Origin of the sequence: Holophaga foetida DSM 6591 (assembly GCF_000242615.2) — a bacterium.
GTDB classification, from domain to species: Bacteria; Acidobacteriota; Holophagae; order Holophagales; family Holophagaceae; genus Holophaga; species Holophaga foetida.
In genome coordinates, this window is the sequence record NZ_KI912268.1 from 2637388 (window position 1) to 2664028 (window position 26641).

At 63.8% G+C, this 26641-nt stretch carries 23 protein-coding genes, 1 pseudogene and 1 CRISPR repeat array; of the genes and pseudogenes, 21 read left to right on the forward strand and 3 right to left on the reverse strand.

Annotated features, from left to right (window positions below; genetic code table 11):
- Positions 1–215: 215 nt before the first annotated feature.
- The 9 genes from HOLFODRAFT_RS25880 (at position 216) to HOLFODRAFT_RS23170 (ending at position 9758) form a co-directional block, all read left to right on the forward strand.
- Positions 216–626, forward strand: a complete 411-nt coding sequence (locus tag HOLFODRAFT_RS25880) for an Imm72 family immunity protein (protein WP_482793352.1) — start codon at positions 216–218, stop codon at positions 624–626.
- Between the two features lie 58 nt (positions 627–684).
- Positions 685–1383, forward strand: coding sequence for a hypothetical protein (locus HOLFODRAFT_RS0211835; protein WP_005032250.1), 699 nt, complete (start codon positions 685–687; stop codon positions 1381–1383).
- 51 nt (positions 1384–1434) lie between these two features.
- The gene (locus HOLFODRAFT_RS0211840) at positions 1435–3201 is read left to right on the forward strand and encodes a DUF2339 domain-containing protein (RefSeq protein ID WP_005032252.1); all 1767 of its coding nucleotides are present in this window, start codon (positions 1435–1437) and stop codon (positions 3199–3201) included.
- Entirely contained in the window at positions 3198–4430 is a 1233-nt protein-coding gene (locus HOLFODRAFT_RS0211845; protein WP_005032255.1) for a hypothetical protein, read from the forward strand. The genes HOLFODRAFT_RS0211840 and HOLFODRAFT_RS0211845 overlap by 4 nt, the downstream gene beginning before the upstream one ends.
- A 153-nt stretch (positions 4431–4583) precedes the next feature.
- The gene (locus HOLFODRAFT_RS0211850) at positions 4584–5486 is read left to right on the forward strand and encodes a cation diffusion facilitator family transporter (RefSeq protein ID WP_005032257.1); all 903 of its coding nucleotides are present in this window, start codon (positions 4584–4586) and stop codon (positions 5484–5486) included.
- Positions 5487–5696: 210 nt separating this feature from the next.
- Entirely contained in the window at positions 5697–6575 is an 879-nt protein-coding gene (locus HOLFODRAFT_RS0211855; protein ID WP_005032258.1) for an AAA family ATPase, read from the forward strand.
- Positions 6556–7890, forward strand: a complete 1335-nt coding sequence (locus HOLFODRAFT_RS0211860) for a VWA domain-containing protein (RefSeq protein WP_005032260.1) — start codon at positions 6556–6558, stop codon at positions 7888–7890. Before HOLFODRAFT_RS0211855 ends, HOLFODRAFT_RS0211860 begins: the two co-directional genes overlap by 20 nt.
- A gap of 225 nt (positions 7891–8115) precedes the next feature.
- Positions 8116–8895, forward strand: coding sequence for a DUF4215 domain-containing protein (locus HOLFODRAFT_RS0211865; protein ID WP_084053767.1), 780 nt, complete (start codon positions 8116–8118; stop codon positions 8893–8895).
- Positions 8892–9758, forward strand: coding sequence for a thioredoxin domain-containing protein (locus HOLFODRAFT_RS23170; RefSeq protein ID WP_005032264.1), 867 nt, complete (start codon positions 8892–8894; stop codon positions 9756–9758). Before HOLFODRAFT_RS0211865 ends, HOLFODRAFT_RS23170 begins: the two co-directional genes overlap by 4 nt.
- A gap of 3 nt (positions 9759–9761) precedes the next feature.
- On the opposite strand, the gene amrA is transcribed toward HOLFODRAFT_RS23170, so the two are convergent.
- Complete coding sequence (amrA, locus tag HOLFODRAFT_RS0211875; protein WP_005032266.1) at positions 9762–10286, reverse strand: AmmeMemoRadiSam system protein A; 525 nt, start codon at positions 10284–10286, stop codon at positions 9762–9764.
- Between the two features lie 61 nt (positions 10287–10347).
- Here amrA and HOLFODRAFT_RS0211880 point away from each other — a divergent pair, with 61 nt between their 5' ends.
- The 12 genes from HOLFODRAFT_RS0211880 to cas2 all read left to right on the forward strand — a co-directional run bounded on the left by HOLFODRAFT_RS0211880 (position 10348) and on the right by cas2 (position 23367).
- The gene (locus HOLFODRAFT_RS0211880) at positions 10348–10992 is read left to right on the forward strand and encodes a DUF3786 domain-containing protein (protein ID WP_005032268.1); all 645 of its coding nucleotides are present in this window, start codon (positions 10348–10350) and stop codon (positions 10990–10992) included.
- A gap of 62 nt (positions 10993–11054) precedes the next feature.
- A complete protein-coding gene (locus HOLFODRAFT_RS0211885) occupies positions 11055–12137 on the forward strand; it encodes a deoxyhypusine synthase family protein (protein WP_211237957.1) in 1083 nt (360 codons plus the stop codon).
- A gap of 404 nt (positions 12138–12541) precedes the next feature.
- On the forward strand, positions 12542–13732 hold the full coding sequence (locus tag HOLFODRAFT_RS0211890; RefSeq protein ID WP_005032271.1) for a 2-deoxy-scyllo-inosose synthase: 1191 nt from the start codon (positions 12542–12544) through the stop codon (positions 13730–13732).
- Between the two features lie 29 nt (positions 13733–13761).
- The gene (locus tag HOLFODRAFT_RS20930) at positions 13762–14580 is read left to right on the forward strand and encodes a sugar phosphate isomerase/epimerase family protein (RefSeq protein ID WP_005032273.1); all 819 of its coding nucleotides are present in this window, start codon (positions 13762–13764) and stop codon (positions 14578–14580) included.
- On the forward strand, positions 14565–15599 hold the full coding sequence (locus tag HOLFODRAFT_RS23175) for a zinc-dependent alcohol dehydrogenase (RefSeq protein ID WP_005032274.1): 1035 nt from the start codon (positions 14565–14567) through the stop codon (positions 15597–15599). The genes HOLFODRAFT_RS20930 and HOLFODRAFT_RS23175 overlap by 16 nt, the downstream gene beginning before the upstream one ends.
- A 193-nt stretch (positions 15600–15792) precedes the next feature.
- Positions 15793–18039, forward strand: coding sequence for a CRISPR-associated endonuclease Cas3'' (locus HOLFODRAFT_RS0211905; RefSeq protein WP_084053610.1), 2247 nt, complete (start codon positions 15793–15795; stop codon positions 18037–18039).
- 19 nt (positions 18040–18058) lie between these two features.
- Positions 18059–18769, forward strand: coding sequence for a type I-C CRISPR-associated protein Cas5c (cas5c, locus tag HOLFODRAFT_RS0211910; protein ID WP_005032278.1), 711 nt, complete (start codon positions 18059–18061; stop codon positions 18767–18769).
- Positions 18766–20499 (forward strand): type I-C CRISPR-associated protein Cas8c/Csd1, encoded by a 1734-nt coding sequence (cas8c, locus tag HOLFODRAFT_RS0211915; protein WP_005032281.1) that lies wholly within the window; start codon positions 18766–18768, stop codon positions 20497–20499. Before cas5c ends, cas8c begins: the two co-directional genes overlap by 4 nt.
- Positions 20500–20508: 9 nt before the next feature.
- On the forward strand, positions 20509–21414 hold the full coding sequence (gene cas7c, locus HOLFODRAFT_RS0211920) for a type I-C CRISPR-associated protein Cas7/Csd2 (RefSeq protein ID WP_005032282.1): 906 nt from the start codon (positions 20509–20511) through the stop codon (positions 21412–21414).
- A complete protein-coding gene (gene cas4 / locus HOLFODRAFT_RS0211925; RefSeq protein WP_005032284.1) occupies positions 21415–22041 on the forward strand; it encodes a CRISPR-associated protein Cas4 in 627 nt (208 codons plus the stop codon).
- On the forward strand, positions 22042–23073 hold the full coding sequence (cas1c, locus tag HOLFODRAFT_RS0211930) for a type I-C CRISPR-associated endonuclease Cas1c (RefSeq protein ID WP_005032286.1): 1032 nt from the start codon (positions 22042–22044) through the stop codon (positions 23071–23073).
- Positions 23074–23076: 3 nt separating this feature from the next.
- Positions 23077–23367 carry a CRISPR-associated endonuclease Cas2 gene (gene cas2, locus HOLFODRAFT_RS0211935; RefSeq protein ID WP_005032288.1) on the forward strand — a complete coding sequence of 97 codons (291 nt, stop codon included), beginning with the start codon at positions 23077–23079 and terminating at the stop codon, positions 23365–23367.
- A 188-nt stretch (positions 23368–23555) separates the two neighbouring features.
- Positions 23556–25441: direct repeats of the CRISPR family, unit length 37 nt; unit sequence GTCGTGCGGGCCTTCGGGCCTGCACGTGGATTGAAAC.
- A gap of 66 nt (positions 25442–25507) precedes the next feature.
- On the opposite strand, the pseudogene HOLFODRAFT_RS20940 reads toward cas2, so the two are convergent.
- A pseudogene (locus HOLFODRAFT_RS20940) lies at positions 25508–25855 on the reverse strand (flavodoxin family protein); the annotation flags it as partial.
- Positions 25856–25915: 60 nt separating this feature from the next.
- Positions 25916–26641 carry a tetratricopeptide repeat protein gene (locus HOLFODRAFT_RS0211945; protein WP_005032294.1) on the reverse strand — a complete coding sequence of 242 codons (726 nt, stop codon included), beginning with the start codon at positions 26639–26641 and terminating at the stop codon, positions 25916–25918.

Here is a 26641-nt window from a genome sequence, read left to right on the forward strand (position 1 = left end):
CGAGGCGCGGAGCTCTGGGTGCCCTTGAGCCGAAACCAGAACAGCCCGCCGCCTATTCCCCCACCTGGGCCCTACTCCCGGAAGATCTCCCCAAGCACCCTTTTCCAGATCCTCTTCCGCCCCTGCCCCCCCCACCAAGCCGACCACGCCAAGTTAAGACCGGTCGACAGGTTCCCGTGGATGGCATCTATGCACCCAATGAGGAAGGGACCTGTATGAACTACCTCCTGGGGGGGACCATTGCACCGACGGTGCTCCGGGAATATGGCGAACTCAAGGAATCCATCTTTTTCAAGGGCCGGTTCATTCGGGACACCGAAACCATCCCCACCACCTGGCACCTGATCTGGGAGGATCACCGCTACGAGGACGGCACCGTGCCCGAGGAGGAGAAGGACTACTTCCTCCCCATGCCCGAGACGCCCCTTGAAACGCCCCAGTCCCCGGATGGCATTCGCCGGGCGCTTCCCGGCGAGGCCTGCACCCGCCCCGGCTACTGGTCCACGCTCGCCAAGTCAGGCAGCCGCCGCTGCTTCAAACAGGGCGAGGTCTTCCCGGACTTCCCGGAATCGAAGATCGCCCGGACCATATGGAACTACGACCCAGACCAGGAAGAGCGGGGTTGAGGTGAAGAGGCAGAGCCCTATACGATTGGGGGCATCCTACCCAGACCAGGAGCCAGCCATGGACAGATCCCTTTCCCTCCCCGAGGCCCCCGGCGCCAGGGCCTCACGCCACTGCGGGATCTGGGCCCTGGTGCTGGTCATCATCTTCTTCCCAGCCGCCGTGATCCTGGGGATCATCGCCATCGTGCAGAACAACAAGGCCAAGACCTTGGCCAGGAATGCTCCTGACACCTATCGTGCCCCCAGCAGCGCCGGGATGATCATGGGCATCCTCTCTCTGGTGGCCATCCCCGTCTTCCTCTTCTTGGCAGGCGTCTTTGCAGCCATAGCCATTCCGGCCTTCATCGGCCAGAGGAATCGGGCACAGGATCGGGTGGCTCTCACGCACCTCTCCACCGGAACCGGGGTGCTCGTGAACCAGTTCGAGATGGGGATGGTGCAAGGGAAACTGGACCAGGATCTCCACAAGGATCTGGAAACCCAGTTGCGGGAGACCGGTGCCCCTCTCAAGAACCCCTGGAATGTAACAGGCCCCGCCTTCGAATACTCCATTGCCATCGTGAACGGCTTGGACGAGGACGGCCTCAGGGAGGTGGCCCAGAGCCAGGCAAGCAACCTGGGACAGGTCGTATTCGTCGTCCAGTTCCCCTCCAGGCCGGGGGAGTCTCAGCAGGCCGGTTTCCTGGCCGGGGCCGTCAGGACAAGGATGCCCGTTGATGGGTCCACGGTCACGACACGAGTGACACCGCTGAATTGATCGTAAAACCCGGGTTTCGCTCTAGGATGTTGTAATCACTCCAGGACCCCCATGAGCGAATCAACCACTGATATCCAGGAACGTCTCCGCCATCTGGAGGAGCAGGTCGCATGGCTGGTGGCGCGGGCCAAGGCAACCTTGCCCCCCGAGGACGCTTCGCCCCATGACAAGACGGACCCTGGCTTGGCGCCCCTTGCACCGCCCATCCCTCCGGTCCCACCGCGGCCACCGATCCTTCCCAGGGTCACTCCGGTTTCGGACCGGACTTCGGCACCCAGTCCCATCCTGCTCATCGCCGCCATCGGCGCGGTGATCTTCCTCCTGGGGGCGGTCTTCTTTCTGCACCTTGCGATCCAGCGGGGCTGGATCGGACCGGAGATGCGCTTTGTGCTGGGGCTGGTGGTGGGCTGCGCGCTCGCCGCCGGATCAGCGCTCATGGTCCTGGGGCGCAGCCCCCAGCTGGGCAGCTGCATTCTGCTGGCGGGACTGGGAACCCTGATGTTCACCCTGCGCTGGGGCTCCATCAACCAGGGTTTGATCCCGGTGGGCCTGGGTTTCGCCGGATCCGCCGTGGCTGCGATCTTCGCCGGAGGACTCGCCGGGCGGGCCCGCTTTGCCCCGCCCCTCTGGGTCGGGCTTCTGGCGGGCCTCCTCACCCCCCTGGTCTTCAGCCAGGGGGGCCATCACGAGATCGCCCTGACCCTCTACTTGGCGGTTCTTGTGGGGGCGGCACTGCTGGTTCCCTATGTCTCGGGCATTGGCGCCCGCTGGGGGGTGGCCCGCTGGATGGCGGTGGTGGGCACCTGGGCCCTGGTGGCCCTCTCCTGCGGTGAGGTTCAGGCGGCTGACGCAGGCAGCTTGATGGCGCTGCTGGCCTTGCACTATGTTCTGGCCGGGATCTGGATCTGGCTTCCCCGTCAGGAGGAGCGTCCCAGCTCGCCCACCCTGCTCTGGTTCCTGGTGTCCCTGACCGCCACCAGTCTGGCTTGGGTGCTGTGGAAAAAACTCCACCTCGCCCACGAGTGGTTCTGCGCCCAGGTGCTCCTGGTGGCCGCCATCAACCTCGGACTGGTGAAGCCTCTCCGGGAAAGACTCGAGGGCCATAGTGCCGATCTGGGCCTGCTGGTGCTCGCCGGGGGCCATCTGGCCCTGGCGGTGCCCATCGCCCTGGACTGGAAATGGGTTGGCCTCCTCTGGGGCCTCTTCGCCCTGGGTCTGGCCTGGGCCGTGGAGTACGCCAGCGAGCACCCCGATTGGGAGAAGGAGGAGCTGCGCTCCCTGATGCTTCTGGCCGTGGGCATGAGCGTCCTGGCCACCCTCACCTGGATGGTCCACGCCACACAGCTCTTTGAACGCTCCGGTGTGACGCCCTTCCTCAATCGCGCCTTCGGCGAAGCGGTGCTGGCCACCCTGGCCTGGGGGCTCCTCGCCCGCCGGGGGGGAGGCCTTCGGGCTTTGGGTTTCATCCTGCTGGAGCTCATCGCCAATATCGCACTGGCACTGGAAGTGAGCCGCGGCGTGCGCTGGGCCGGGGGCACGGGTCTTGGGGCCTCCATCTCCATGACCCTGGTCTGGGCGGCTTCGGGTGCCGTCCAATGGCTCAAGAGCCTTTCCTTGGATGTGGAGGGGCTTCGGATGGGCCTGGCCATCGCGGGCTATACCTGGCTGGGCATCGCCAGCCTCAAGCTGATCCTGGTGGACATGTCCGAGGTAGACGCCATCCTCCGGGCCCTGGCCTTCCTGGGGGTGGGGGTGATCTTCCTGGTGGCGGCCCTCACGGCCAACCGCATCCGTCTGGCCCGGAAGGAGGGGGAATGAGAAGCCTGAGTGGTGCGTGCGCCCTGCTGCTTCTGATGGCCTGTGGGACGACCGAGGACCGTTCTGGTCTGGTGCGGCGTCCCTTGAGCCAGGCCTCCCAGGGGGGCTGGGTGCGCCTGCCTCTGGATGGCGAAGCCCAGGCTCAGATGCCCAGTCTCTGGGTGGGGGATGCGAAGGGCCGCTCCGTGCCCTTCCTGGTGGAGCGGGAGGGGCTGTGGGAACCCCGGCGCCTGGATCTGGAGCGGGTTCTGCTGGGACGGGATTCCCAGGGACGGCCCACCGCCGAATTCGCTCTGAAGTTTCCCGAAGGATGGCAGGTGCGGGAGCGGGAGCAGCTCCGGATCGAACTGGAGCTGGAGGGCAGTGGCTCCTGGGTCTGCCCTGTGAAGGTCGAGCGGCGCGGGGAGGGGGGTGGTCCCATCACCCTGGACCAGGATCTCCCCCTCCAGGTCTTTCGCCTGGAGGGGGCCGAGGGGCGGGAGGCCATCTCCATCCCTTGGGATGCCAGCAGCTATCGCATCACCCTCCTGGGAGCTTACGGGAAGGCCCCCAGGGTCCGGGGGGTGAAGGTCACGGCCCGGACGGAGCCTGATCATCAGAGCGGGGAGTGGCTGGTGCCCCAGGTGCTCCAGAAGAAGGCGGAAGGCCACTGGCAGGTCAAGCTGGGGGCCAGGGAGCGGGTGGTGGGGCTGGAGCTTCAGATGGAAGCTCCCCTGGCTCCCATCCATCCTGAAGTCTCCCTTCCCTCTCGGCCTGGGCGCGGAGAGATCCCTGAGCCCGACTATGCCCTGCGGACCCGCTGTGAAGGCTTGGTCTGGAATCTCCCGGCCCTGGAGAGCCGCTCCAGCCGGGTATCGATTACCCCGGTGCTTACGGACGAGCTGGAGCTGGGCTTTCCGGAGGGTGCCAGGCCGGAGGGTGTGCGGGTCCTGGTGCGCCGGGAGACCCTCCTCTTTCCTGCCGAGGCGGGAGCCACCTATTTCCTCCACCTCGGAGGCGAAGCCCGGAAGGCCCCGGGGGATCTGGGGGCCCTGCCGGATTCCAGCCGGGCCCTCTACCAGAGGAAGCCCCTGGGCCTGGGGAAGGCTGAACCCGATCCTGAGGGGGCCTCCCGCCAAGTGGCCAAGGTGGACCAGGCCGCTGAGAAATCCCGGCCCTGGCTCCCATGGATCGCGGGTGCGGTCGTGGCGGTCCTGGCGGTGGTGGGGGCGAGGCTGCTCAGGAGGTAGGGCCGCGGATCGAGCTTTTAACGAGGGGAAAAGCTCGATCCATGGCCCTTGAGCTGAACGGCTGAGCCAAGCTGACGATCGGGATCGAAGTTCGACGGTGCCAGAGTTCCCCAGCTGTGGAATTCTGCTTGATGTCCCTTTTCAAGGAGCGGCATGTCTGCATCCAGTTCCAAGGCTCTGGCCCTCTCTCTCGGTGCGAATCTCGGCATCGCCATCTCCAAGTTCCTGGTCTTCGGCCTCACCCGCTCTGCATCTATGTTGACGGAGGCGATCCATTCCAGTGCGGATTGCGGAAACCAGGCCCTTCTCTTCCTGGGTATGAAGCAGGCCCAGAAGCCACCGACAGCCAAGCACCCCCTGGGCCAGGGCCAGGCCGCCTTCGTGGCCAGTTTCCTGGTGGCTCTCCTCCTCTTCAGTGTGGGCGGCATCTTTTCTGTGGTGGAGGGCATCCACAAGATCCGCCACCCCGAAACCCCGCATGGGTTGTGGTGGGCCGTGGGGCTCCTGGTTTTCGCCATGTTCCTGGAGGGCGCCTCCCTCCTGGGGGCCATGAATGCCTGCCGGGCGGAACGCGGGAAGAAGGGCCTTTTCCGCTACCTGCAGGAGAGCAGTGCCACAGAGCTGGTGGTGGTCCTGGCCGAGGATATCGCAGCCATGGCAGGCCTCGCCCTGGCCCTGGTGGCGGTGATCCTCACGATGGTCACCGGCAATCCCATCTGGGATGGCATCGGCAGCCTGGGTATCGGCCTGATCCTCATCGCCGTGGCCATCTTCGTAGGTGTGGAGGTCACGAGCCTTCTCCTCAACGAGGCTGCCCCCACGCGGCTCCGGCAGTCCATTCGCCTGGAGATCCTGGAGGATGTCCAGGTGGACAGGGTCCTGAACCTTGTCACCGTGGTGGTGGGCTCGGATCAGCTCATGGTGGCCCTCAAGCTCCGCTTCAAGGATCAGGTCACCGGCGAGGCCCTGATCGCGGCCAGCAACGCCCTGGAGGCCCGCCTCAAGGCCAGGTTCCCCCAAATCCGCTTCCTCTTCGTGGAGCCGGATCTTTCCTGAGCTTATGTCTGTAAAGTAGCCATGCCTCAAAAGCCAACGGTAGGTGTTCAGACTTCCGCCATGGAATTAGGACTGGCTCTCAAGCGATCACAACTGCGTCCGCAAGGGGTACGGAATTCTCTTCCGTGAGGAGGGATTTCCGCTTGTCATACCAGATGGTTGACTCCGCCCCTGCCCCGCGTTTCCATGGAGGCATCCCAGGAGGCTGCCGTGGATGCTGCGGAGATCAAGCAGGGGCTCGCCAAACAGGGCTACATCGCCGATGACGCCACGGCCCTGGTGCTCCAGTTCTCGGTGCTGCTCCAGAAGCCCCTCCTGATCGAGGGCCCCGCCGGGGCCGGGAAGACAGGCTTGGCCAAGGCCTGGAGCCAGTTCCTGGAGCGGGAGCTGATCCGCCTCCAGTGCTACGAGGGTATCGACGAGGGCAAGGCCCTCTACGAGTGGAACTACCAGAAGCAGCTTCTCTACATCCAGACCCAGGACCCCGACCACCGGAAGTGGACCAGCGCCCACACCAGCATCTACGGCCCCGAGTTCCTCATGGAGCGCCCCCTCCTCAAGGCCATCTCCGGCCACCAACCCTCGGTGCTCCTCATCGACGAGATCGACAAGAGCGACGAGGAGTTCGAGAGCTTCCTCCTGGAGGTCCTCTCCGAGTGGCAGGTTTCCATCCCCGAGACCGGCACCATCGCCGCCACCACCATCCCTTCGGTTATCCTCACCAGCAACAACACCCGGAATCTGAGCCAGGCCCTGCGCCGCCGCTGTCTCTACCTCTACCTGGACTACCCCAGCGAGGCCCGGGAGCTGGACATCCTGCGCCTCCACTTCCCCGGCCTGACAGAATCCCTGGGGCGGCAGGTGGTGACCTTCGTGCGGCGCCTGCGCCTGGAGAAGCTCAAGAAGCATCCCAGCATCAGCGAGGTCATCGACTGGACCCGGGTGCTGGAGCACCTGGGGGCCGAGACCCTGACTCCTGAGCTGGCCCAGGCCACCCTTAATGTCCTGCTCAAGCACCAGGAGGACTGTCGGCGCATGACGGAGAAGCTCTCGCAGGCGGAATGGTTCCGTGGAATTCCTGGTTCTTGATCTGACCCGCATCCTCCGGGGATCCGGCATTCCCGTGGGACCGGCGGAGGTGCTCGACTGCACCCGGGCCCTGAGGGCCATGGAGGGTCGGCGTCTCGAGCGCAGGGAGCTGCACACCCTTCTCAACGCCACCCTGGTGAAGGCCGAGTGGGGTACCGAGCTGGTGCAACGGCTCACCGAGCTCTTCCTGGGCCCGGAGGACGAGTGGCACTCGGAGCGCTTTGGGGGCCTGGCGCGAAGCGCCACCGGTGAGGGCCTGGACCACGGGGCCGGTGGGGTGCCCATTGAGCGCCTCCTGGAGGCCGTCCTGTCCCGGGAGATCGACTTCATCCATGGGCTCTGCCGGAGCCTCCGCCTGGAGGAGCTCATCGATGACCGGGAGGCAGCCCTTGATCGCCTGGAACGGGTCAGTGGGTGGGGCGAGGTCGCGGCCCGGGTGGAGGCCCGCCAGAGGGCCAGTGGGCTCACGGTGGAGGAATACGCCTCCGCCAGACGGCTTCTGGAGGAGTGGCATACCCTGTTGACCGAGGAGGTGGAGCGGGGGCTGGCCCGGAGCATGGCCCGGGAATGCGTGGTGGAACAGCTCCGTCGGGGCAACCCCCGGCAGCTCTCCTTCACCGATGCCCAGGGGCCCCAGGTGGAGCGGATCACCCGGGAACTGGAGCGCCTGGCCCGGCGTCTGGCCACCCGGAAGGGGCGTCGGCGCAGGGCCGCGAAGTCCGGCCTGATCCACCTGCGGCGAAGCCTGCACCGGGTTGTGAAGGCCGGGGGTGTGCCCCTCTGGCTGGCGCACACCGAGCGCCGACCCTCCCGGCCCGATCTCTGGCTGCTCTGCGATATGTCCAACTCGGTGCGGCAGTTCAGCTGCTTCATGCTCCTCTTTGTGGCGATCCTCCAGCGGCGCTTCAACCGGGTGCGCTCCTTCGCCTTCGTGGATCGGCTCCAGGAGATCACCGAGTTCCTGGGGGAGGAGGATATGAGCCGGGTCCGCCTCCGGGGTCACGATCTCACGGGATACAGCCACTACGGGGAAGTCCTCCGGCAGTTCCACGTGGAACACCTGGATACCCTGACCCGGAAGACCACGGTGATCATCCTCGGGGATGCCCGGAACAACTGGAACGCGGTGGACGGCCATGAGGTGCTGGAGGAGGTCCGGGAGGCCGCCGCCGCCCTGTACTGGCTGAACCCCCTGCCCCGGGAGGCATGGGCGGATCGCGACGGCATCATGGGCGTCTACGCTCCCTGGTGCACCCGGGTCTTTCCTTGCGGGAATGTGGCCGAGCTCGAAAGGCTTGTGAACGAGGTGTTCTGAATAGGCTCAAGGCCCCCGTCCCTGGATAGCTTTCTTACTTACATCCGTTCGGCTACATGGGGTGCCCTTGTGCCTATCGAGGGGGCCTGCCAAGATTCGGGCAGTGTTTGACTCGTCCATTACGGACATGCCGGATCGGCTTTGTCTCTCTGGTGCAAATTCTTGCGGTTCTGGAGGTTGACGGTGGGGGCTTCTGTGCGTCTGTCGGTGTTTAATGTTGTTTTCATGGTTGTTATTGGAGTCTCCACTGTCTGCTGGTTGGGGTGCGGGGGAGGTTCCGGAGCACCTAGTTCCCGAAAGGACATCACCCGCTTCGTCGTTCTGGGCCAGGAGGGCACGATCAGCTCGGACACTGTCAGGGCTGTGGTTCCGGCTGGCACGGACCGCACCCACCTGGCTCCGAGCATCACCCACCAGGGAACGGATATCTCACCGGCCAGCGGGGTCTACCAGAATTTCAGTGCTGCGGTCACCTACACCGTGACGGCAGAGGACCACAGCACCAAGGCCTATGCAGTCACAATTCTCGGGGCAGAGTGCGGCAACGGGGTGCAGGAACCCGGAGAGGAGTGCGATGACGGGAATCTGGTGAACGGAGATGGTTGCTCCAGCGCCTGCAAGCTCCCGGTCTGCGGGGATGGAACGGTGGACCCCGGTGAGGAATGTGATGACGGGAACCTGGTGAACGGAGATGGTTGCTCAAGTGCTTGCGTGCTCGCGACCTGCGGGGATGGAACGGTGGACCCCGGTGAGGAATGCGATGACGGGAACCTGGTGAGCGGAGATGGTTGCTCCAGCACCTGCATGCTCCCGGTCTGCGGGGATGGAACGGTGGATCCCGGTGAGGAGTGCGATGACGGGAATGTGGTGAACGGAGATGGTTGCTCCAGCGCCTGCATGCTCCCGATCTGCGGGGATGGAACGGTGGATCCCGGTGAGGATTGCGATGACGGGAACCAGGTGGGTGGGGATGGTTGCTCCAGCACCTGCAAGGTTGAACCTTGAGGTCCCACGCTCTGAGGTCCGCCCTCGTCTGGGCTTGCCTGGCGAGCCCCGCCTGGGCGGGCGCACCCTTCCAGGTGTCTGCCGGAATCGGGTGGTCGGTACGGGCCACCTGGGAGCTGCCCGCCAAACCCCTGGCCATCGCCCACTCGAAGGACTCCCGTCGGGTGTTCGTGCTTTGCGAGGACGCTAAGGTGCGCATCTTCGCCGCAAACGGCCGGAAGGAGGGCGAACTTCCGGTGGGGGCGGATATCCGGGGGATCGAGGCGGCTTCGGATGGGGAATCCCTCTACTTGGCCAGTGGCCGGGACAATCGGATCACGGTGGTGGATCTCGCCCTGGCGAAGACGATTGACACGCATGGGGCTCCTGCCCTGGGGCCGGATCAAGCACCCGTGACGCTGGTCGTGTTCTCCGACTTTGAATGCCCATGGTGTACCAAGGAGGCTCCCATCCTCCAGAAGCTGCTGGCCCAGAACCAGGACAGATTGAGGATCGTGTTCAAGCACGCTCCCCTGCCCTCCCACTCCCGTGCTGAGGGAGCTGCGCTGGCCGCGATCGCGGCCCAGTTGCAGGGCAAGTTCTGGCCCATGCATGACGCCCTGTTCGCAGGTGCTCCCTGGACTGCGGAAACCATCCAGAGTGCGGCCCTGAAGGCCGGGCTGAACATGGAGCTTTTCAGGCTCGATCAGGCTGGCACCGAGGCAGCCGCCCGTCTGGCTAAAGACCGGAAGGATGCCCGCCAGGCCGGTGTGGCCTCCGTGCCTGCCCTGTTCGTCAATGGCTATCCGGTGAGGAACCGTTCACTCGCCTCGCTGCAATCGATGGTGGACGGGATCCTGGCCGGGGTCGAGCCCAGGCCCTGAAGTTCACTCCCTGAACCGCTCCACGGTGAAGCGCTGCAGCTTGTACCGCTCCCCCCTGGGGTCGATCCCGGCCTTGCGGCAGGCGATGCGGATCTGATCGTCCACGGAATCCACCCCCTCCAGGTCCGGCAGTAGCACTCCCCGTCGGCCCTCGGTGTTGTAGACAATGACCCCATAGCGGCGGGGGTCGAGTTCTTCGGCGGAGCGGATGTCCTCTGGCTCGGAGAGGACATCCACCTTGATCGCCAGATCCTCCATCTCCGGAAGGGACACGGGGACGAAACGGTAGTCCTGGGTGCCCGCCGAGATGGCATTGCACAGAATCTCCTCCACCAAGTTCTCCCGGCAGGGGCTGAGGGTGCCGATGCATCCCCGCAGATCCCCTTCCCGTGTGTGGATGGAAACGAACGCCCCGGCCCGCTGGCCCTTCAGGGCCTCGGCAATATCCGGCGGAACCTGGGTCAGCGGCCGGTGGTACCGCAGATAGTGCTCCAGGCTGAGGCGGGCCAAGCGGACATGGGGACTCATGGTGCCCAAAACGTAAGCCCCTTTAGAGGGTTCACAAGGGGCGGAATGCATACAATCACTGATGGCATCTTCCTATCGCTTCGCATTCGACAAGGCCCTGGCGGATCTGGAAGCCCAGGACCCCCTGCGGGTCTGCAGGAACACCCTGGCGCGGTGTGTTCCTGGGGGCTATGCCATCCTCTTCCTGGGGCGATCCGTGCGGGTTGATCTCCCTTCGAGGCAGGTCCTGGATGAGGTCGCGGGCCGTCCCCTGCCGCTGGGCACCGGCATGCTGGTCCTTCATCACTTGGCCTGGGCCAGGGATGTGGAACCCGAAGGGAACTGGATCAGCCTGAAGGAAGTTCCGGAGGGGGGTGACCTCTTCTTCCCGGCCTTCAAGAAGGAGGTCCTGGATGCCTTGGTGGAGGCATTCCAGTACGATCTTTCCGCCTTCCGGACAGCGGCTCTGCGTTTGGGAGCCAGGCCCCTGTCCATGGGCCAAGCGGGTGCCTGCTTCCAGATGTTTCCGAAGGTGCCTCTGGCGGTGGCCCTGTGGGGTGCCGATGAGGAGTTGCCGGGATCCGCCACCTTCCTCTTCGATCGCACCATCCATCACTTTGCTCCCCTGGAGACCCTTATCGGTTTCGGGTACTACTTGGCCCATGTCCTGGTGCGGGCCCCAGAGGTGAAGGTACCCACCCGGAGGGTTGACCCCTTCTGGGAATAAGTTACATTCCCGTTTCCGGTGGATTGCAGCCTTGATTGACCATTGCGGAGAAGGCTTCCACCATGGAACTTTCTGTCTTGAGGACTGCCATGCCCCGCGCCGCCAAACCTGCCCCCAAACCCGTCAAGTCTGCCGCCAGCCCGAAGGCTCTCAAGGCTCCCAAGGCCCCTGCCCTGGGCCCCGTGGGCGCCTACATCAAGTACCACTTCCGCCACTTCAACGCCGCTGCTCTCATCGATGCGGCCGAGGGGTACCGGGTTTTCCTGGAGCAGGGCGGACAGATGATGGTGACCATGGGCGGAGCCATGAGCACGGCGGAACTGGGGCTCTCCCTGGCCGAGATGATCCGCCAGGACAAGGTCCACCTCATCGTCTGCACCGGCGCCAATCTCGAAGAGGACATCTTCAATCTGGTGGCCCATGACTTCTACGAGCGGGTGCCCCACTACCGGGATCTCACCCCCCAGGACGAGAAGGCCCTCCTGGACCGCCACATGAACCGGGTGACCGATACCTGCATCCCCGAGATGGAGGCCATGCGCCGCATCGAGAAGGCCATGCTCAAGGTCTGGATGGACGCCGACCAGAAGGGCAAGCGCTTCTTCCCCCACGAATTCTTCCAGCAGGTCCTCAAGTCCGGCGCCCTGAAGAAGTCCTATCAGATCGACCCCAAGAACTCCTGGATGCTGGCGGCCCTCGAAAAGAACGTTCCCATCGTGGTTCCCGGATGGGAGGACTCCACCCTGGGCAACATGTTCGCCGCAGCGGTCATCCGGGGCGAGATCAAGAACGTCCATACCGTGCGCACCGGCATCGAGTACATGACCTGGCTGGCGGACTTCTACCTCCAGACCACCAAGAAGAAGCCCCTGGGCATGTTCCAGATCGGCGGGGGCATTTCCGGGGACTTCCCCATCTGCGTCGTGCCCATGCTCGAGCAGGACCTGGAGATGAAGAACACCCCGCTCTGGGGTTACTTCTGCCAGATCAGTGACAGCACCACCAGTTACGGTTCCTACTCTGGCGCCGTCCCCAACGAGAAGATCACCTGGGGGAAGCTCGATGTCGAAACCCCCAAGTTCATCGTCGAATCCGACGCCACCATTGTGGCCCCCCTGGTGTTCGCGTACCTGCTGGGTTGGTAGAGAGCGGGGCCTTTCTTTTCGTCCACGACACATCGGCGCCGAGGGGGAACCCGAAGCGCCGATTTTGTAGGTGTGCTTACTGTGCCCGTTTTGCGGTACTTGTGGTTTGCCTGACGGGCCATGCTTATCGTTCTAATTGCCCTTTTCATAGTGTGGTTGGGTAGGCATTTACCGGCATAAACCCGACCCTGGGGAGGCCTGTCTGTAACGGGTTCGTAGGTTGAATTTGCTCATAAATGAAGGCTATTCGTGTTTCCATGGCCCCCTTTGGGGGCTTTTTTTTAAGGCGATAAGTTTTTTTCGCGTTTCCCTGTTGACAAGAAAATGGGGTGGAATTACTTTAATCGTGTCCCACACAACAATACAGGTGGATCGCCAGACGAGACACCGATACGGAGAACCCCATGACCACTCTCACCACCTCCTCCTCCATCTCCTTCCGCGAGATCTCCTCCGAACCCGGCGTCTCCCACCTCCTGGCCGCGGGTGAAATGGTCCGCCTGAAGACCCACCTGATCCCGGACCCCCCCTACTACTTCGGCAACCGGATCACCGGCCAGCTGGGTGGGCTCATCAAGGAGCAGAACCCCGATCGTGTCTACCTGGTGACCAACCAGATGCTCCTCGACCTCTATGGAGCCGAGCTCCAGAAGTCCTTCCCTGAGAACAACCTGAACGTCACGGTCATCACCATCGAGGACACCGAGGAGACCAAGACCTTCAAGACCCTCGAGCACCTCTGCGAAACCCTGGTTGGCCAGAACGTCTCCAAGGCCTCCCTGGTCATCGGCTTCGGCGGCGGCTGCCTCACCAACATCGTGGGTCTGGCTTCGGCCATGATCTTCCGCGGCATCCGTTACGTCGAGATCCCCACCACCCTGATGGGCGTCACCGACAGCAGCCTCAGCAACAAGCAGGCGGTGAACGGCCGCCACGGCAAGAACCAGTTCGGTGTTTACTACGGACCCGTCTTCCTCTTCGGCGACACCCAGTTCCTGATGAGCGAGCCCGTGGGGGGCAAGAAGTCGGCCATTGTCGAGGGCATCAAGAATGGCTGGATCTCCGACCCCTCCCTGGTGGATTACTTCGAAGCCAAGCTCCAGACCGATCTGAAGGACTACACCGAGCAGGACATCACCGAACTGTCCCTGAAGATCATCCTGTCCAAGCTGGAGATCCTCAAGGCGGACCCCACCGAGAAGAAGCTCGGCATGATCCTGGAATACGGCCACACCTTCGGCCACGCCATGGAGTTCATCACCAAGGGCGCCATCACCCACGGCATGGCGGTGGCCAAGGGCATGTGCATCGCAGCCGAGCTGGGCAACCGCCTCGGGTACATCTCCCGCGAGGTGGTGGACCGCCACTACCGGATCTTCGGTGAAACCTTGGGCCTCGACCTCAACATCCCCGCCAATGTGTCCGTCGAAGAGATGCTGCACGTCATGGTGAGCGACAACAAGAAGACCCTCGGCGGCACCAAGTTCGTGCTCCTGGAGCGGGTCGGCAAGTGCCTCAATCCCGATGGCGACTACCAGGTGAAGGTGCCTGCCGAGATCGTCAAGGCCATCCTGGACGAGTACAAGCAGCGTTAAGTCGGCCCACACGGATACCCGGAGATCACATGTTCAAGCTCTGCTTCAACTCGACCACCCTCCGCAATCTGGACCTCTTCCACGCGCTGAAGGAAATCAAGGGCGCCGGCTATGAGGGGGTCGAGCTCACCCTGAACGACACCCACCTGCACCCGCTGGGCGCCACCGATGCCAGGATCCGGGAGCTGCGGGAGTTCTGCCTGGATGCCGGGATTTCCATCGTGTGTGTCGCAGCCGGTGGCCCTACCCTTTTGGGCGAGGTGCCCTACGAGCCCTCCCTCATTGGTTCGGATGCCGCGGGACGGCTGCGGCGACGGGACCTGATCAAGCGCTCCATGGAAGTCACCCATCTGCTGGGTGTGCCGGTGATGAACTTCAACAGCGGCTTCCTGAGGGAGGAGGTGAGCTCCGAACAGGCGGCGGACCGCCTCCGGGAGGCCATCGATGAGTTCCTGGCAGAGGGAAGCGACCTGATCCTGGTCATGGAGCCCGAACCAGGGTTCTACATCGGCACCACCGATGCCGCCCTGCCGGTGATCCAGGCCGTGGATTCCCCGCGCCTGCGCCTGAACCTCGATATCGGCCATGTCTTCTGCTGCGAAGAGCAGCCCTACGAGGCCATCGAGAAGGCCCTGCCCTACGCCCGCCATATCCATATCGAAGACATCAAGGGGCGGGTCCACCATCACGAGATCCCGGGCGAGGGCGATATCGACTTCCGACGGGTGGTCGACAGCATCAAGAACTCCGGGTACGAACACTTTGTCAGCGTCGAGCTCCATCACCACGACACCCAGTGGGAACGGGCCCTGAAAGAAAGCAGGAGCTACCTATGCCAGCTCATGTAGCCAATCGCGGACTCGTCATCCATTCCCCCGGCCAGGTCAGCCTGGACGCGCTGCCGATGCCGAGCCCCGGGCCTGGCGAGGTGCGGGTGAGGATGCGCTACGTGGCTCTCTGCGGCTCCGATAAGAAGCTCTTCGACGGCACCTACAAGGCCCCTCACAAATACCCCATCCTCATCGGACACGAGTGGGTGGGGGTGGTGGACGCCCTGGGCGAGAACTGCGCCCCGGGTCTGGCGGTGGGGGATCTGGTGACCGGGGACTGCTCCCTCTACTGCGGCGAGTGCTACTACTGCACCACCGAGGGCAACCGGAACCACTGCCTGAGCATCCAGAAGCGGGGCATCACCGTGGACGGCGCCTGCGCCGAGTTCATGGTGATCAACCGGCGCCACCTCTACCGCTGCGAGGGTGGCGGGGATGTCCTCTCCTACGTGCTCACCGAGCCCATGTCCGTCTCGGCCACGGCCATCGGCCTGCGCTTCAGCCGCGAAACCATGAAGAAGGTCCGCAAGGCCCTGGTCATCGGGGCGGGGGGCATCGGGGCCCTGGCCCTCTTCACCCTCCAGGACTACGGAATCCGGGACATCACCATCGTGGACCTGGTGCAGGAGAAGCTCGACGTGGCAGCGTCTCTGGGGGTCCCCGGGGTCAAGGCGAGGGTCTCGGATCTCACGGATCTGGAGGCGGACAGCTTCGACCTCATCCTGGAAGCCTCGGGCAGCGGCGCCGCCCTCAAGCGGACCGTGGCCCTGGCGGCCCCCGATGGCAAGATCGTCTGCATCGGCCACCAGGGAAGTCTGGAGATGGACTTCGGGCTGGTGATGAAGAAGTCCCTGACCCTGGCCGCCAGCATGGGCAGCACCGGCGGCTTCCAGGACGCCGCCCGGATCATCGCGGGCAGCCGCGAGGCCGTCTCCAGGGTCGTGACCCGGATCGTGCCCCTAGCCGAGTCCGCAGCCTATCTCAAGGAAGGGAAGGCTCATCCCGGGGATCTCAAGGTGGTCATCGATCTGGGGTGATGGTGGGAGGGAGGGCCCGGGATCTCTTGAGTGTGCGGGCCTTCGATTCCCTTCGGTGATGAATACCTTGGTCAACTGAATCAGGGCCAGGCGCGGAAATTAGCCGTCTACATTCTTGTGACAAGAAATGTCTAGTCGCAATGGCTATTCTTGGGGGGTCATGTCAGTGATGTGAACCCAGGGGGGCCTTGCGATGGCTGCAACCCAAAGTGATGTTCTCGCTCATGTTGTCCAAGGTGGGGCAGGTGATTGGCGCCAACATGACCTGGGTGACCACTTGGCCGGGACAGCTCGGCGTGCAGGTGCCTTTGCCGCTCAATTTGCTTCGGAGTCTTGGGCTGAGATGGCGGCCCAGTTGCATGATCTTGGGAAGGCAGGGGCGGATTTCCAGAGGTATCTGCGTACGGCCAGCGGATACGACGCTGAGGCTCACCTGGAGGGGAAGCATGGCAAGGTGGATCACAGCTCAGCTGGTGCGGTCTGGGCTTGTGGGCAATGGCGTATACAAGGGACCTTGTTGGCCTATCCCATTGCGGGCCACCATGCCGGGCTTCCCGATTGGATCGGGGGTGTCTCTGGATTAGAGGCGCGGGTCCGCAAGCTAGACCGGTTGAAGGAGGCCCAGGTTAACGGCATGCTTGCGCTACTGGCATCTCTGAGGCCGCCGACCCAGCCTCCCAAAGTGGACCCGGACCATCCGGAAGACGTGCACCTCTGGCTGAGAATGCTCTTCTCCTGCCTAGTGGATGCCGATTTTCTAGACACTGAGGCGTTCATGGACCCAGCGCGGGTCGAGCTGCGCGGTCAGGAGCAGCCCCACCTAGGTGCCCTCAAGGCCAGGCTGGACGCTCACATGGCTGGGCTAGCTAGGGGGGCCGATGATTCTCCGGTCAACCGGGTGCGCTGCCAGGTGCTGGCCTCCTGTCGGGATGGTGCCGAGTTGGCGCCTGGCCTGTTCTCTTTGACGGTGCCCACGGGCGGTGGGAAGACCCTGGCCTCCATGGCCTTCGCCTTGGACCATGCGGTGCGCCACGGCAAGCGCCGGGTGGTGGTGGTCATTCCCTATACCAGCATCATCGAGCAGACCGCGGAGGTTCTGGCCAAGGTATTCGGTCCTGGGGTGGTGCTGGAGCACCACAGCAACCTAGACCCGGCGCGGGAGACCCTGGCGGGGCGGCTCGCCTCCGAAAACTGGGATGCCCCCATCATCGTCACCACCAACGTCCAGTTCTTCGAGTCCCTGTTCGCCTCCCGCACCGGGGCCTGTCGCAAGTTGCACAATCTGGTGGATAGCGTGGTGGTCTTCGATGAGGCCCAGATGCTCCCCTCTTCGTTCCTGAAGCCCATCCTCCAGGTGCTGGGAACCCTGGTGCGGCAGTACGGGGCCTCGGCGGTGCTCTGTACGGCGACCCAGCCCACCCTGCAGGGGCGGATCGGCACCCAGGGGGCGGTCTTCACAGGACTGGAGGGGGTCCGCGAGTTGATGCCGGATCCTACGGGTCTGGCGGTGAGCCTGCGCCGCACCGCTCTGCGCCTCCACTCACCGGACTTCACTCCCGTCACCTGGGGGGCCCTGGCGGAGGAGTTGGCCGAAAAGGACCAAGTGCTCTGTATCGTGAACACCCGCCGGGACTGCCGGGAGCTCCACGCCTGCATGCCGGAAGGCACTCTCCACCTGTCGGCGCTCATGTGTCCCGAGCACCGCAGTGACCTGATCCGCATGATCAAGGAGCGTCTCAAGGCGGGCGATCCCATCCGGGTGATCTCGACCCAGCTGGTGGAAGCGGGCGTGGATCTGGACTTCCCGGTCGTGTACCGGGCCCTGGCGGGCCTGGACTCCATGGCCCAGGCGGCGGGGCGCTGCAACCGGGAGGGGAAGCTGGGGCGACTGGGGGATGTGGTGCTCTTCACGCCCCCCAAGCCCGCCCCCTCGGGTTTGCTGCTCAAGGGGGAGGAGGCCGCTCGGGAGCTGCTGCGGGTGTGCCCGGAGCTGGCCCTGAGCTTGGCCCCGGAGGCCTTCACCCGTTATTTTCAGACCTTCTACGGCAAGGTGAACAGCTTTGACGAGAAGGATATGGTGGGCCTGCTGGTGAAGGAGGCCCATCTCGCCAAGTTCCAGTTCCGTGAGGCCGCCGAGGCCTTTCGGCTCATCGATGAAGGGGATCAGGCCGCCATCATCGTTCGATATGGACCCCACCGGGAACGGATCGAGAGGCTAGTGGAGGCGCTGCGCTTTGCGGGCCCCAGCCGGGAGCGGCTCCGGGCGCTCCAGCGCTTCACGGTCACCCTTCCGGGTCGAGTGGTCCAGGAGCTTCACCGCCAGGGCGACATCGAGGAGGTGCAGGGCTTCTGGGTCCAGGTGGCCGACAGTCTCTACGACGACAGGGCTGGACTCTGTGCCGATGCCATCCGCTTCCGCCCCGATCTCTACACCCTTTGAAATACGCCAGGAGCTGCCCATGGAACATGCCAATCGGATCTATTGTCTGGAGGTGAGGGGCGACTTCGCCTGCTTCACCCGCCCAGAGATGAAGGTGGAGCGGGTCAGCTACGATGTCATCACCCCCTCCGCCGCTCGGGCCATCTTCGAGGCCATCTTCTGGAAACCCGCCATCCAGTGGCGGGTGCGGAAGATCGAAGTCCTCAACCCCATCCAGTGGACCAGCGTCCGCCGCAATGAGGTGGGGGCAGTGGCGAGCGGCAAGGATGGGCTCTTCGTGGAGGACAATCGCCAGCAGCGGGCCGGGCTCTTCCTGCGGGATGTGGCCTATCGGCTCCACGCCGAGATGGTGTTCATTCCCGTGGCCCGCCGGAAAGCCGGGGGACGGAGCACGCCGGAGGCCCTGGTGGACCCTGGGGAACGGGAAGTCCTCCGCCGTGATGAGAATCCCGCCAAGTACCAGGCTATGTTCGAGCGACGGGCCACCAAGGGACAGTGCTTCAACCAGCCCTACTTCGGGTGCCGGGAGTTCAGCCTGGGCAGCTACCGATTAGTGGACCCGGCCAGCGCCGATCCGGCCCCCATTCCCGAGGCGCGGGACCTGGGCTTCATGCTCTATGACCTGGACTTCCAGGCGGAGGGTGGTCCGGCACCTGCGTTCTTCCGGGCCCGTCTGGAGCAGGGCGTGGTCCATGTGCCCGACTGGGACAGCCCGGAGGTGCGGCGATGATCCTACAGGCGCTGTGTGAATACTACGAGCGGAAGGCTGCGGATCCGGAAGCCGGTATCGCCCCCGAGGGTTTTGAGTGGAAGTCCATCCCCTTCCTGGTGGTGGTCAGTCCTGAATGCGAGTTTGTGGAACTCCAGGACACAAGGGAAGGTGAGGGCAAGAAGCGGCAGGCTCGGCCTTTCCTGGTTCCCAAAGCGGAAAAGCGCACCGTGGGCGTCAAGGCCAACCTCCTCTGGGACAACGCCGAATATGCCCTGGGTGCCAACTTCCGGGGACGGACGGATATCGCCGAACGCCATGCCGCCTTCCTTGCGCGTTTGACGGACTGGAGTGATCCCGAGGTCAGCGTCATCAGGACCTTTCTGGAGCGGGGGGCGTTGGAGGCCATTCAAACTAGAATCGGAGAGGGCCCACTGTGGCAGGAACTCGTGGAAACCAATGCTAATCTCACGTTCCGGGTGGATGGCTCGCCCCGTACAACCGTCTGTGAGGGCATCGAGATGTCCCACGTGGCGAATCCCGAGGCCAGGGGCGGTGAAGGCTGTTGCCTGGTCTCCGGCCTTCGTCGCCCCATTGCTCGGCTCCACGCCTCCATTCAGGGGGTGAGAGGTGCCCAGTCTTCTGGCGCTGCGCTGGTTTCGTTCAATCTGTCTGCATTTGCATCCCATGGCAGGGCCCAGAATTTCAATGCGCCCGTCTCAGATTCTGCAGCGTTTGCATATACCACTGCTTTGAACTGCCTGTTGGCCAAGGACTCCAAGCAGAAGCTCCAGGTGGGTGATGCGACCACGGTGTTCTGGTCAGGCCGGAGCGCTTCGGCCCTGGAGGAGGGCTTTGCGGCCTTCTTTGGCCTTGCCCAGAAGGACGACCCCGATGCGGAGACCCGGGCCGTGGCTGAACTCTATGCCGGACCCTACACCGGGCACCTTGTCAGCGCCGGGGACACCCCCTTCTATGTGCTGGGACTTGCACCCAATGCGGCCCGGCTCTCGGTGCGCTTCTGGCATGTGGATACGGTGGCGGGGCTGTCAGCCAAGCTTCGGCGTCACCTGGATGACCTGGATATCGTCAAGAGCTCCCAGGATCCCGGCCGCCGGGCCCTGATGCACCTGCTCTGTGATCTGGTTTTACAGGGCAAGGCCGACAATGTGCCACCGAATCTGGCAGGCCATGTTGTCAAGGCTGTGTTGTCGGGAGGGCCCTACCCACAAACCCTGCTCCATATGGCCATCCGCCGCATCCGCGCTGAGCGGCAGGTCACCCGCATGCGCGCAGCCGTCCTTAAAGCCGTTCTCAATCGCACCAATCATCTCCAACCCTCGTTATCCAAGGAGATCACCGTGAGCCTCGATCCTACCAACACCTGTCCCGGTTACGTTCTGGGCCGGGTGTTTGCCCTGCTGGAGCGCATCCAGCTGGCTTCCAACAACTACCAGGAGGTGAATGCCGGAATCCGGGATCGCTTCTATGGCGCCTTTTCCAGCTCACCCTGCAGCACCTACCCTCTGCTGATGAAACTCAAGAACCACCACCTCCGCAAGATCGAGCGCAAGGGGGAGGCGGTGAACCTGGAACGCCTGCTGGGGGAGGTCACGGACCTGCTGCCCGCCCAGGGCCCCAAGCCCCACCTCTCTCTGGATGAGCAGGCCCGCTTCGCCATCGGCTACTACCACCAGCGCCAGGCGCTGTTCACCAAGTCCCCCAAGTCCGAAACCCCTGACCAGGCCTAAGGAGCCACCATGACCCTCACCAAGCGCTATGACTTCGTCCTATTCTTCGATGTTCAAGATGGCAATCCCAATGGCGACCCCGATGCGGGCAATCTCCCCCGCATCGATGCGGAGACCGGGCGGGGGCTGGTCACGGATGTCTGCCTCAAGCGGAAGGTCCGGAACTTTGTCCAGCTGACCCGGGGCAGCCAGGCGCCCTTCGACATCTTCGTGAAGGAAAAGGCGGTCTTGAACCAGAACATTTCGGCTGCGTATACAGCCTTGGGCATCGATCTGGAAAAGGATCCTGCTGATCCCAAGGATGGGAAGAAGCGCAACACCAAGGGGGCGGCGCAGGGGAGTGAAGTGGACAAGGGGCGGAAGGCCCTCTGTGATCGGTTCTTCGATGTACGCACCTTCGGGGCGGTCATGAGTACCGGGGCCAATGCCGGTCAGGTTCGCGGCCCCATCCAGCTCACCTTCGCCCGTTCGGTGGAGCCCATCGTTGCCTTGGAGCACTCCATCACCCGCATGGCTGTTGCCACTGAGGCCGAGGCGGAGAAGCAGGGCGGAGACAACCGCACCATGGGCCGCAAGTACACCGTGCCCTACGGTCTCTACCGCGCCCACGGCTTTGTCTCGGCCCACCTCGCCGCTCAGACGGGCTTCACGCAGGCGGATCTGGACCTCTTCTGGGAGTCCCTGGAGAACCTCTTCGAGCATGATCGCAGCGCCGCCCGGGGGCTCATGGGCACCCGCCGCCTAGTGGTCTTCGAACATGGGAGCGTCCTGGGGAGTGCGCCCGCCAGTGATCTCTTCGAGCGGGTGACCTGGGAGCGTGTCACGGAGGGACCGGCTCGGGAGTTCAGTGACTACCGGATCCTGCTTGATGGTCAGCCCCTCAGCCAGCGCAAGACCGTGGTGAGCATCCAGTAAATGGAAGACGACGAGCTCCTCGTTCCCTTGGCAGCCCTGGAGCACTGGTCCTATTGCCACCGCCAGTGCGGGCTGATCCACCTGGAGAATCTCTGGGCGGAATCGGTTCGCACGGTGGAGGGGCACCAGCTCCACGAGAAGGTGGATCTGCCGGGCTTGGAACAGCGCCCCGGGATGAGAGTCGCCCGGGCGCTGCAGCTGCGCTCAGATGTCCACCATCTGGTGGGGCGGGCCGATGCCGTGGTCTTCTGGGAAGATCCGGTTTGGCCGGACACTGGGAGGCCCTTCCCGGTGGAATACAAACGCAGTTCAAGGAACACCTTCCGCCACGCAGAACTGCAGCTATGTGCCCAGGCCCTTTGCCTGGAGGAAATGCTGGGGGTCCCCGTCCCGGCCGGAGCGATCTTCTACGGTGCCTCCAAGCGCCGACGAGAGGTGGTTTTCGATCAGACACTGAGAGATGAGACGCTCCAAGCTGTCCGGGGGGTGCTTGAGATGCTTCAATCGGCCCGCACCCCTCCACCCGAACTGGGGCCCAAGTGTCCCGAATGCAGTCTCCAGGAACTCTGCATGCCCGGCCTCCCCGGTATCGGAGGGCTCCGGGCCTATCTCCGCGGGATGGACTGAATGACCTTGCTGCTCAACACCCTCTACATCACGACGCCTGAGACCCACCTCTACAAGGAGAATGAGACGGTGGTGGTGAAGATCAACCGGGAGAAGCGCCTCCAGGTGCCTATCCACCACCTTCAGGCCATCGTGATCCTGGGAACGGCCTATGTCAGCCCCGACCTTTCCCGGATGTGCCTGGAGCGGCATGTGGCTATCACCTTCCTCTCTGAGCGGGGTCGCTTCCTCGGGCGCATGGAGGGCCCGGATGCCTCCGGGGCCTGGCTTCGGCGCAACCAGATGGAGGCCCACCTGGATGAAACCCGCAGCCTGGCGATTGCCAAGACGCTTGTCAAAGGGAAGCTGGCCAATCAGAGGCATGTGGTTCAGCGGGCAGCCAGGGAGGCGAATGAGGAGGAGGCCCGGGAACTCACGGATATATCGGCGCGGATAGAGATGATCCAAAAACAGGTGGATCGCATGGAGACTCACGACCAGGTCCGTGGCTGCGAGGGGGAAGCTGCCGCACGCTACTTTGAGGGATTCCCCTTCATGGTGCGCCAGCAGCGCGGGGACTTCCCTTGGGGGGGGCGGAACCGACGCCCGCCCAAGGATGCCATGAATGCCCTTCTCTCCTTCTCGTATGCGCTTCTCATGGGAGATTGCCTGGCTGCCTGTCAGTCCGTGGGCCTCGACCCCGCCCTCGGATTTCTCCACGCCTTCCGTCCGGGGCGTCCTGCCCTGGCCCTTGACCTCATGGAGAGCTTCCGGCCCCTGGTGGCGGACCGCCTAGCCCTGGGGCTAGTAAACAACCAGCAAGTGCGCTCCAAGGGATTCCTGGTTAGCGAAAGCGGGGCCGTCGAGATGGACGAGGAGACCCGCAAAGAGGTCATCACCGCCCACCAGACCAGAAAGGCTCAGGTGATCCGCCATCCATTTCTCAACCAGGAGATTCCGTGGGGACTGGTGCTCCAGCTGGAGGCTCGGCTTCTCGCACGGCATTTGAGGGGGGACCTCGAAGCCTTTCCTCCCTTTCACCCCAGAGGTTGAAGCATGGTGGTGCTTGTCTGTTATGACATTCAGACCATGGAGCGGGCTGGGCAGCGTCGTCTTCGCCGTGTAGCCAAGGCCTGCCTGAGCTATGGCCAACGGGTCCAATTCAGTGTGTTCGAGTGCAAGGTGACACCCGCTTTGTGGGCGCAGTTGAAGGCGAAGCTGCTTTCCCTCTATGATCCAGGAGAGGACAGTCTTCGCTTCTACTTCCTGGGTGAAGATGATGTCCGTCAGGCTGAACACCATGGAGTCAAACCCAGCTTGGATTTTGAGGCGCCTCTGGTGCTTTGAAGGGGATGGCGCGAAGGTTAAGCGAACGCCCAATTCCTGGCCCCCTCGCGCGACCCCATGGTTCCTTGAAAAATAAAGAAATGTGAATTGGCAACAGTATGGTTTTCATGATGGAACTGCCAGAACGAGTAGGCCCCCGCGCTCGGATGCATCCAATGGCATCGAATGCAATATTTGCGCGAGGGTGAGTCGTGCGGGCCTTCGGGCCTGCACGTGGATTGAAACGACTCAAAATCGCCCCAGAACTCCTTGAAGTATTGTCGTGCGGGCCTTCGGGCCTGCACGTGGATTGAAACCCCGTGATCTTGCTGTAGGCCAATCCCGTCTTGGGGTCGTGCGGGCCTTCGGGCCTGCACGTGGATTGAAACCAGATCCATGGGACGAACCTCCCCGACCTCCTGGTCGTGCGGGCCTTCGGGCCTGCACGTGGATTGAAACCTGGCGGGGCAGTTGTGAAGGGGCAGGTCTTCATGTCGTGCGGGCCTTCGGGCCTGCACGTGGATTGAAACATGGCCAAGTGCTCGCGCATGTCGCCCTGCACGATGGTCGTGCGGGCCTTCGGGCCTGCACGTGGATTGAAACCAGCTGGGGGCCTTGACCTCGATGTGGACGTCGTCGTGCGGGCCTTCGGGCCTGCACGTGGATTGAAACTCGCAGGGGGTGAGGCATGACCCCCAACACCCTGGTCGTGCGGGCCTTCGGGCCTGCACGTGGATTGAAACGGGTAGTAGAGCGGGTTGTCGGAGGTGATTACCTGTCGTGCGGGCCTTCGGGCCTGCACGTGGATTGAAACGTCTGGGGGTGTGGGACAGATTTGGGACAGCTCGTCGTGCGGGCCTTCGGGCCTGCACGTGGATTGAAACCTGGAAGGTCGAGGTCTTGCCGTCCTTGGGGGTGGGTCGTGCGGGCCTTCGGGCCTGCACGTGGATTGAAACCTTGAAACCTTTGACCTGGGAGCAGAGGGCCCGGAGTCGTGCGGGCCTTCGGGCCTGCACGTGGATTGAAACGACAACGACGATGCGCCCCTCGTCTGGGAGCGCGTCGTGCGGGCCTTCGGGCCTGCACGTGGATTGAAACGTTCCTATCCACGGCTCACCTCCACCGGCTTCCGTCGTGCGGGCCTTCGGGCCTGCACGTGGATTGAAACTGTTTATCGATGTCCGGGAGTTGTGGGGACGGCGTCGTGCGGGCCTTCGGGCCTGCACGTGGATTGAAACCTGACCGTGGGCTATGCAGTCCATCAGGGATTCGCGGTCGTGCGGGCCTTCGGGCCTGCACGTGGATTGAAACCTGCTCCAGTGTTGCCGCCATGCCGACCCGGACGGTCGTGCGGGCCTTCGGGCCTGCACGTGGATTGAAACCAGGAGGTTGGAACCGAGAAGATCGAGAACGCAGGTCGTGCGGGCCTTCGGGCCTGCACGTGGATTGAAACGTGGCATTATCCCCTCCATGAGGCACGACGGGGGTCGTCGTGCGGGCCTTCGGGCCTGCACGTGGATTGAAACGATCATGTGAAGACCTTCCCCGGAAAGGAAACCCCGTCGTGCGGGCCTTCGGGCCTGCACGTGGATTGAAACCTGGCCAAGTTGACCGCCCTGGGCTACCGGCATGGTCGTGCGGGCCTTCGGGCCTGCACGTGGATTGAAACTGACACCAGGGATACTGTGATGGACACCAGGGAGTCGTGCGGGCCTTCGGGCCTGCACGTGGATTGAAACTTCTCCTCGAAGAACGTGCCCTCCACCAAGCCGAGTCGTGCGTGCGGGCCTTCGGGCCTGCACGTGGATTGAAACTGGTGTGGGCCGATCACGAGGTATCGGACACAGGTCGTGCGGGCCTTCGGGCCTGCACGTGGATTGAAACCTCCAGCAGCCAGCCCATGACTGGGCGGGGCCTTGGTCGTGCGGGCCTTCGGGCCTGCACGTGGATTGAAACTGGTCCAGGGGCTACTGGACCTGGGAATCTCTCGTCGTGCGGGCCTTCGGGCCTGCACGTGGATTGAAACGCGCTGCGTGGTCTTGGTGTTGTAGCCCTGCAGTCGTGCGGGCCTTCGGGCCTGCACGTGGATTGAAACAGACATAGAACCAATGCCCGTCCATCTGGTAGGTCGTGAGGGTTTTCGCGCTTTTGCTTCTCGCCCCTATGCGGGGCAGGCCCCGTTGTGGGTGGGATAGGGTTCACCGCTGGCTTGGACGGCCTTTCCGAGCCAGTGGATGGCCTTGCCCAGGTGGCGCATGTTGGTAAGGCCCTCGGCGTCGTTGGCCACATCGCCGGGCATGAGGCCGTAGCCCATGTTCCAGTAGGTGGCGCCCGGGATGATCATCTGGCTGATCTGGAAGAGGTGGGTCATGGAATCCATGACATGGGTGGCGCCGCCCCGGCGGACGGCCACCACACCGACCCCGATCTTGCCCGCGAAGAGGCCTCCATTGGCCATGGCCACGAAGCCCGCGCGGTCCATGAGGGCCTTGATTTCGGGGGTCACATCGGCGAAGTAGGTGCGAGATGGGTATCAAGGGTCATGGTCGTTCACGCCACTGCCCTGGAATCAAGCGCCCAGGGGATTGTGGTGCCCCAGATCCGCTGTGCGGTGGTGTTGGGTGCGGTCCAGCTCGTGCCGTGCCCTCTCCAGGTCTTCCTGGACCCGCACCAGGGTCAGCCCGGCGTAGGCGTCTCCCTGGGCCATGAGCCGGTAGCACCCGGATTCCGCCCGATGGAGGCAGTCCAGGGCTGTCAGGAGCTCCCTGGGGGTGCCATCCCCTTCCAGGTGGCAGTGCCCCAGGCGGTAGGCGATGTTGGGGAGCTCGGGGCTGGCGGGGGGGCAGGCCTCCTCTGCACGCTGGTACCAGCGGAAGGCCTGGGCGAAGTCCCGGGGGACGAAGTGCCCGTTGTAGTGCATGTCCCCGAGCTTGTACATCCCGTTGTGGTGGCCCATCCCGGCTGCCAGGGTGAAGAGCTGGTGGGCCCGCTCCAGATCCCGGGGAATGTCGCGTCCGTAGTAGTGGCAGTAGCCCAGGTAGACCGTGGCGAGGGCATTCCCCTGCCCTGCTGCCTTTTCAAAGCAGTTCCGGGCCTGCCCGAAGTCCTGGGGGACATGCAGCCCCTCATAGTGGATGCAGCCCAGGGCGGTCATGGCCTCGGGGTTGCCCTGGTGGGCGAGGCGGGAGTAGGCGTCCAGGATCTTCTTCAGGGTTTCCGGGGGCATGGCCTGTCCCCTGGCCTCGGCGTAGGTTCGGTCGGCCCAGGCCAGGAGGTCCGCGTCGGGTGCCTTCAT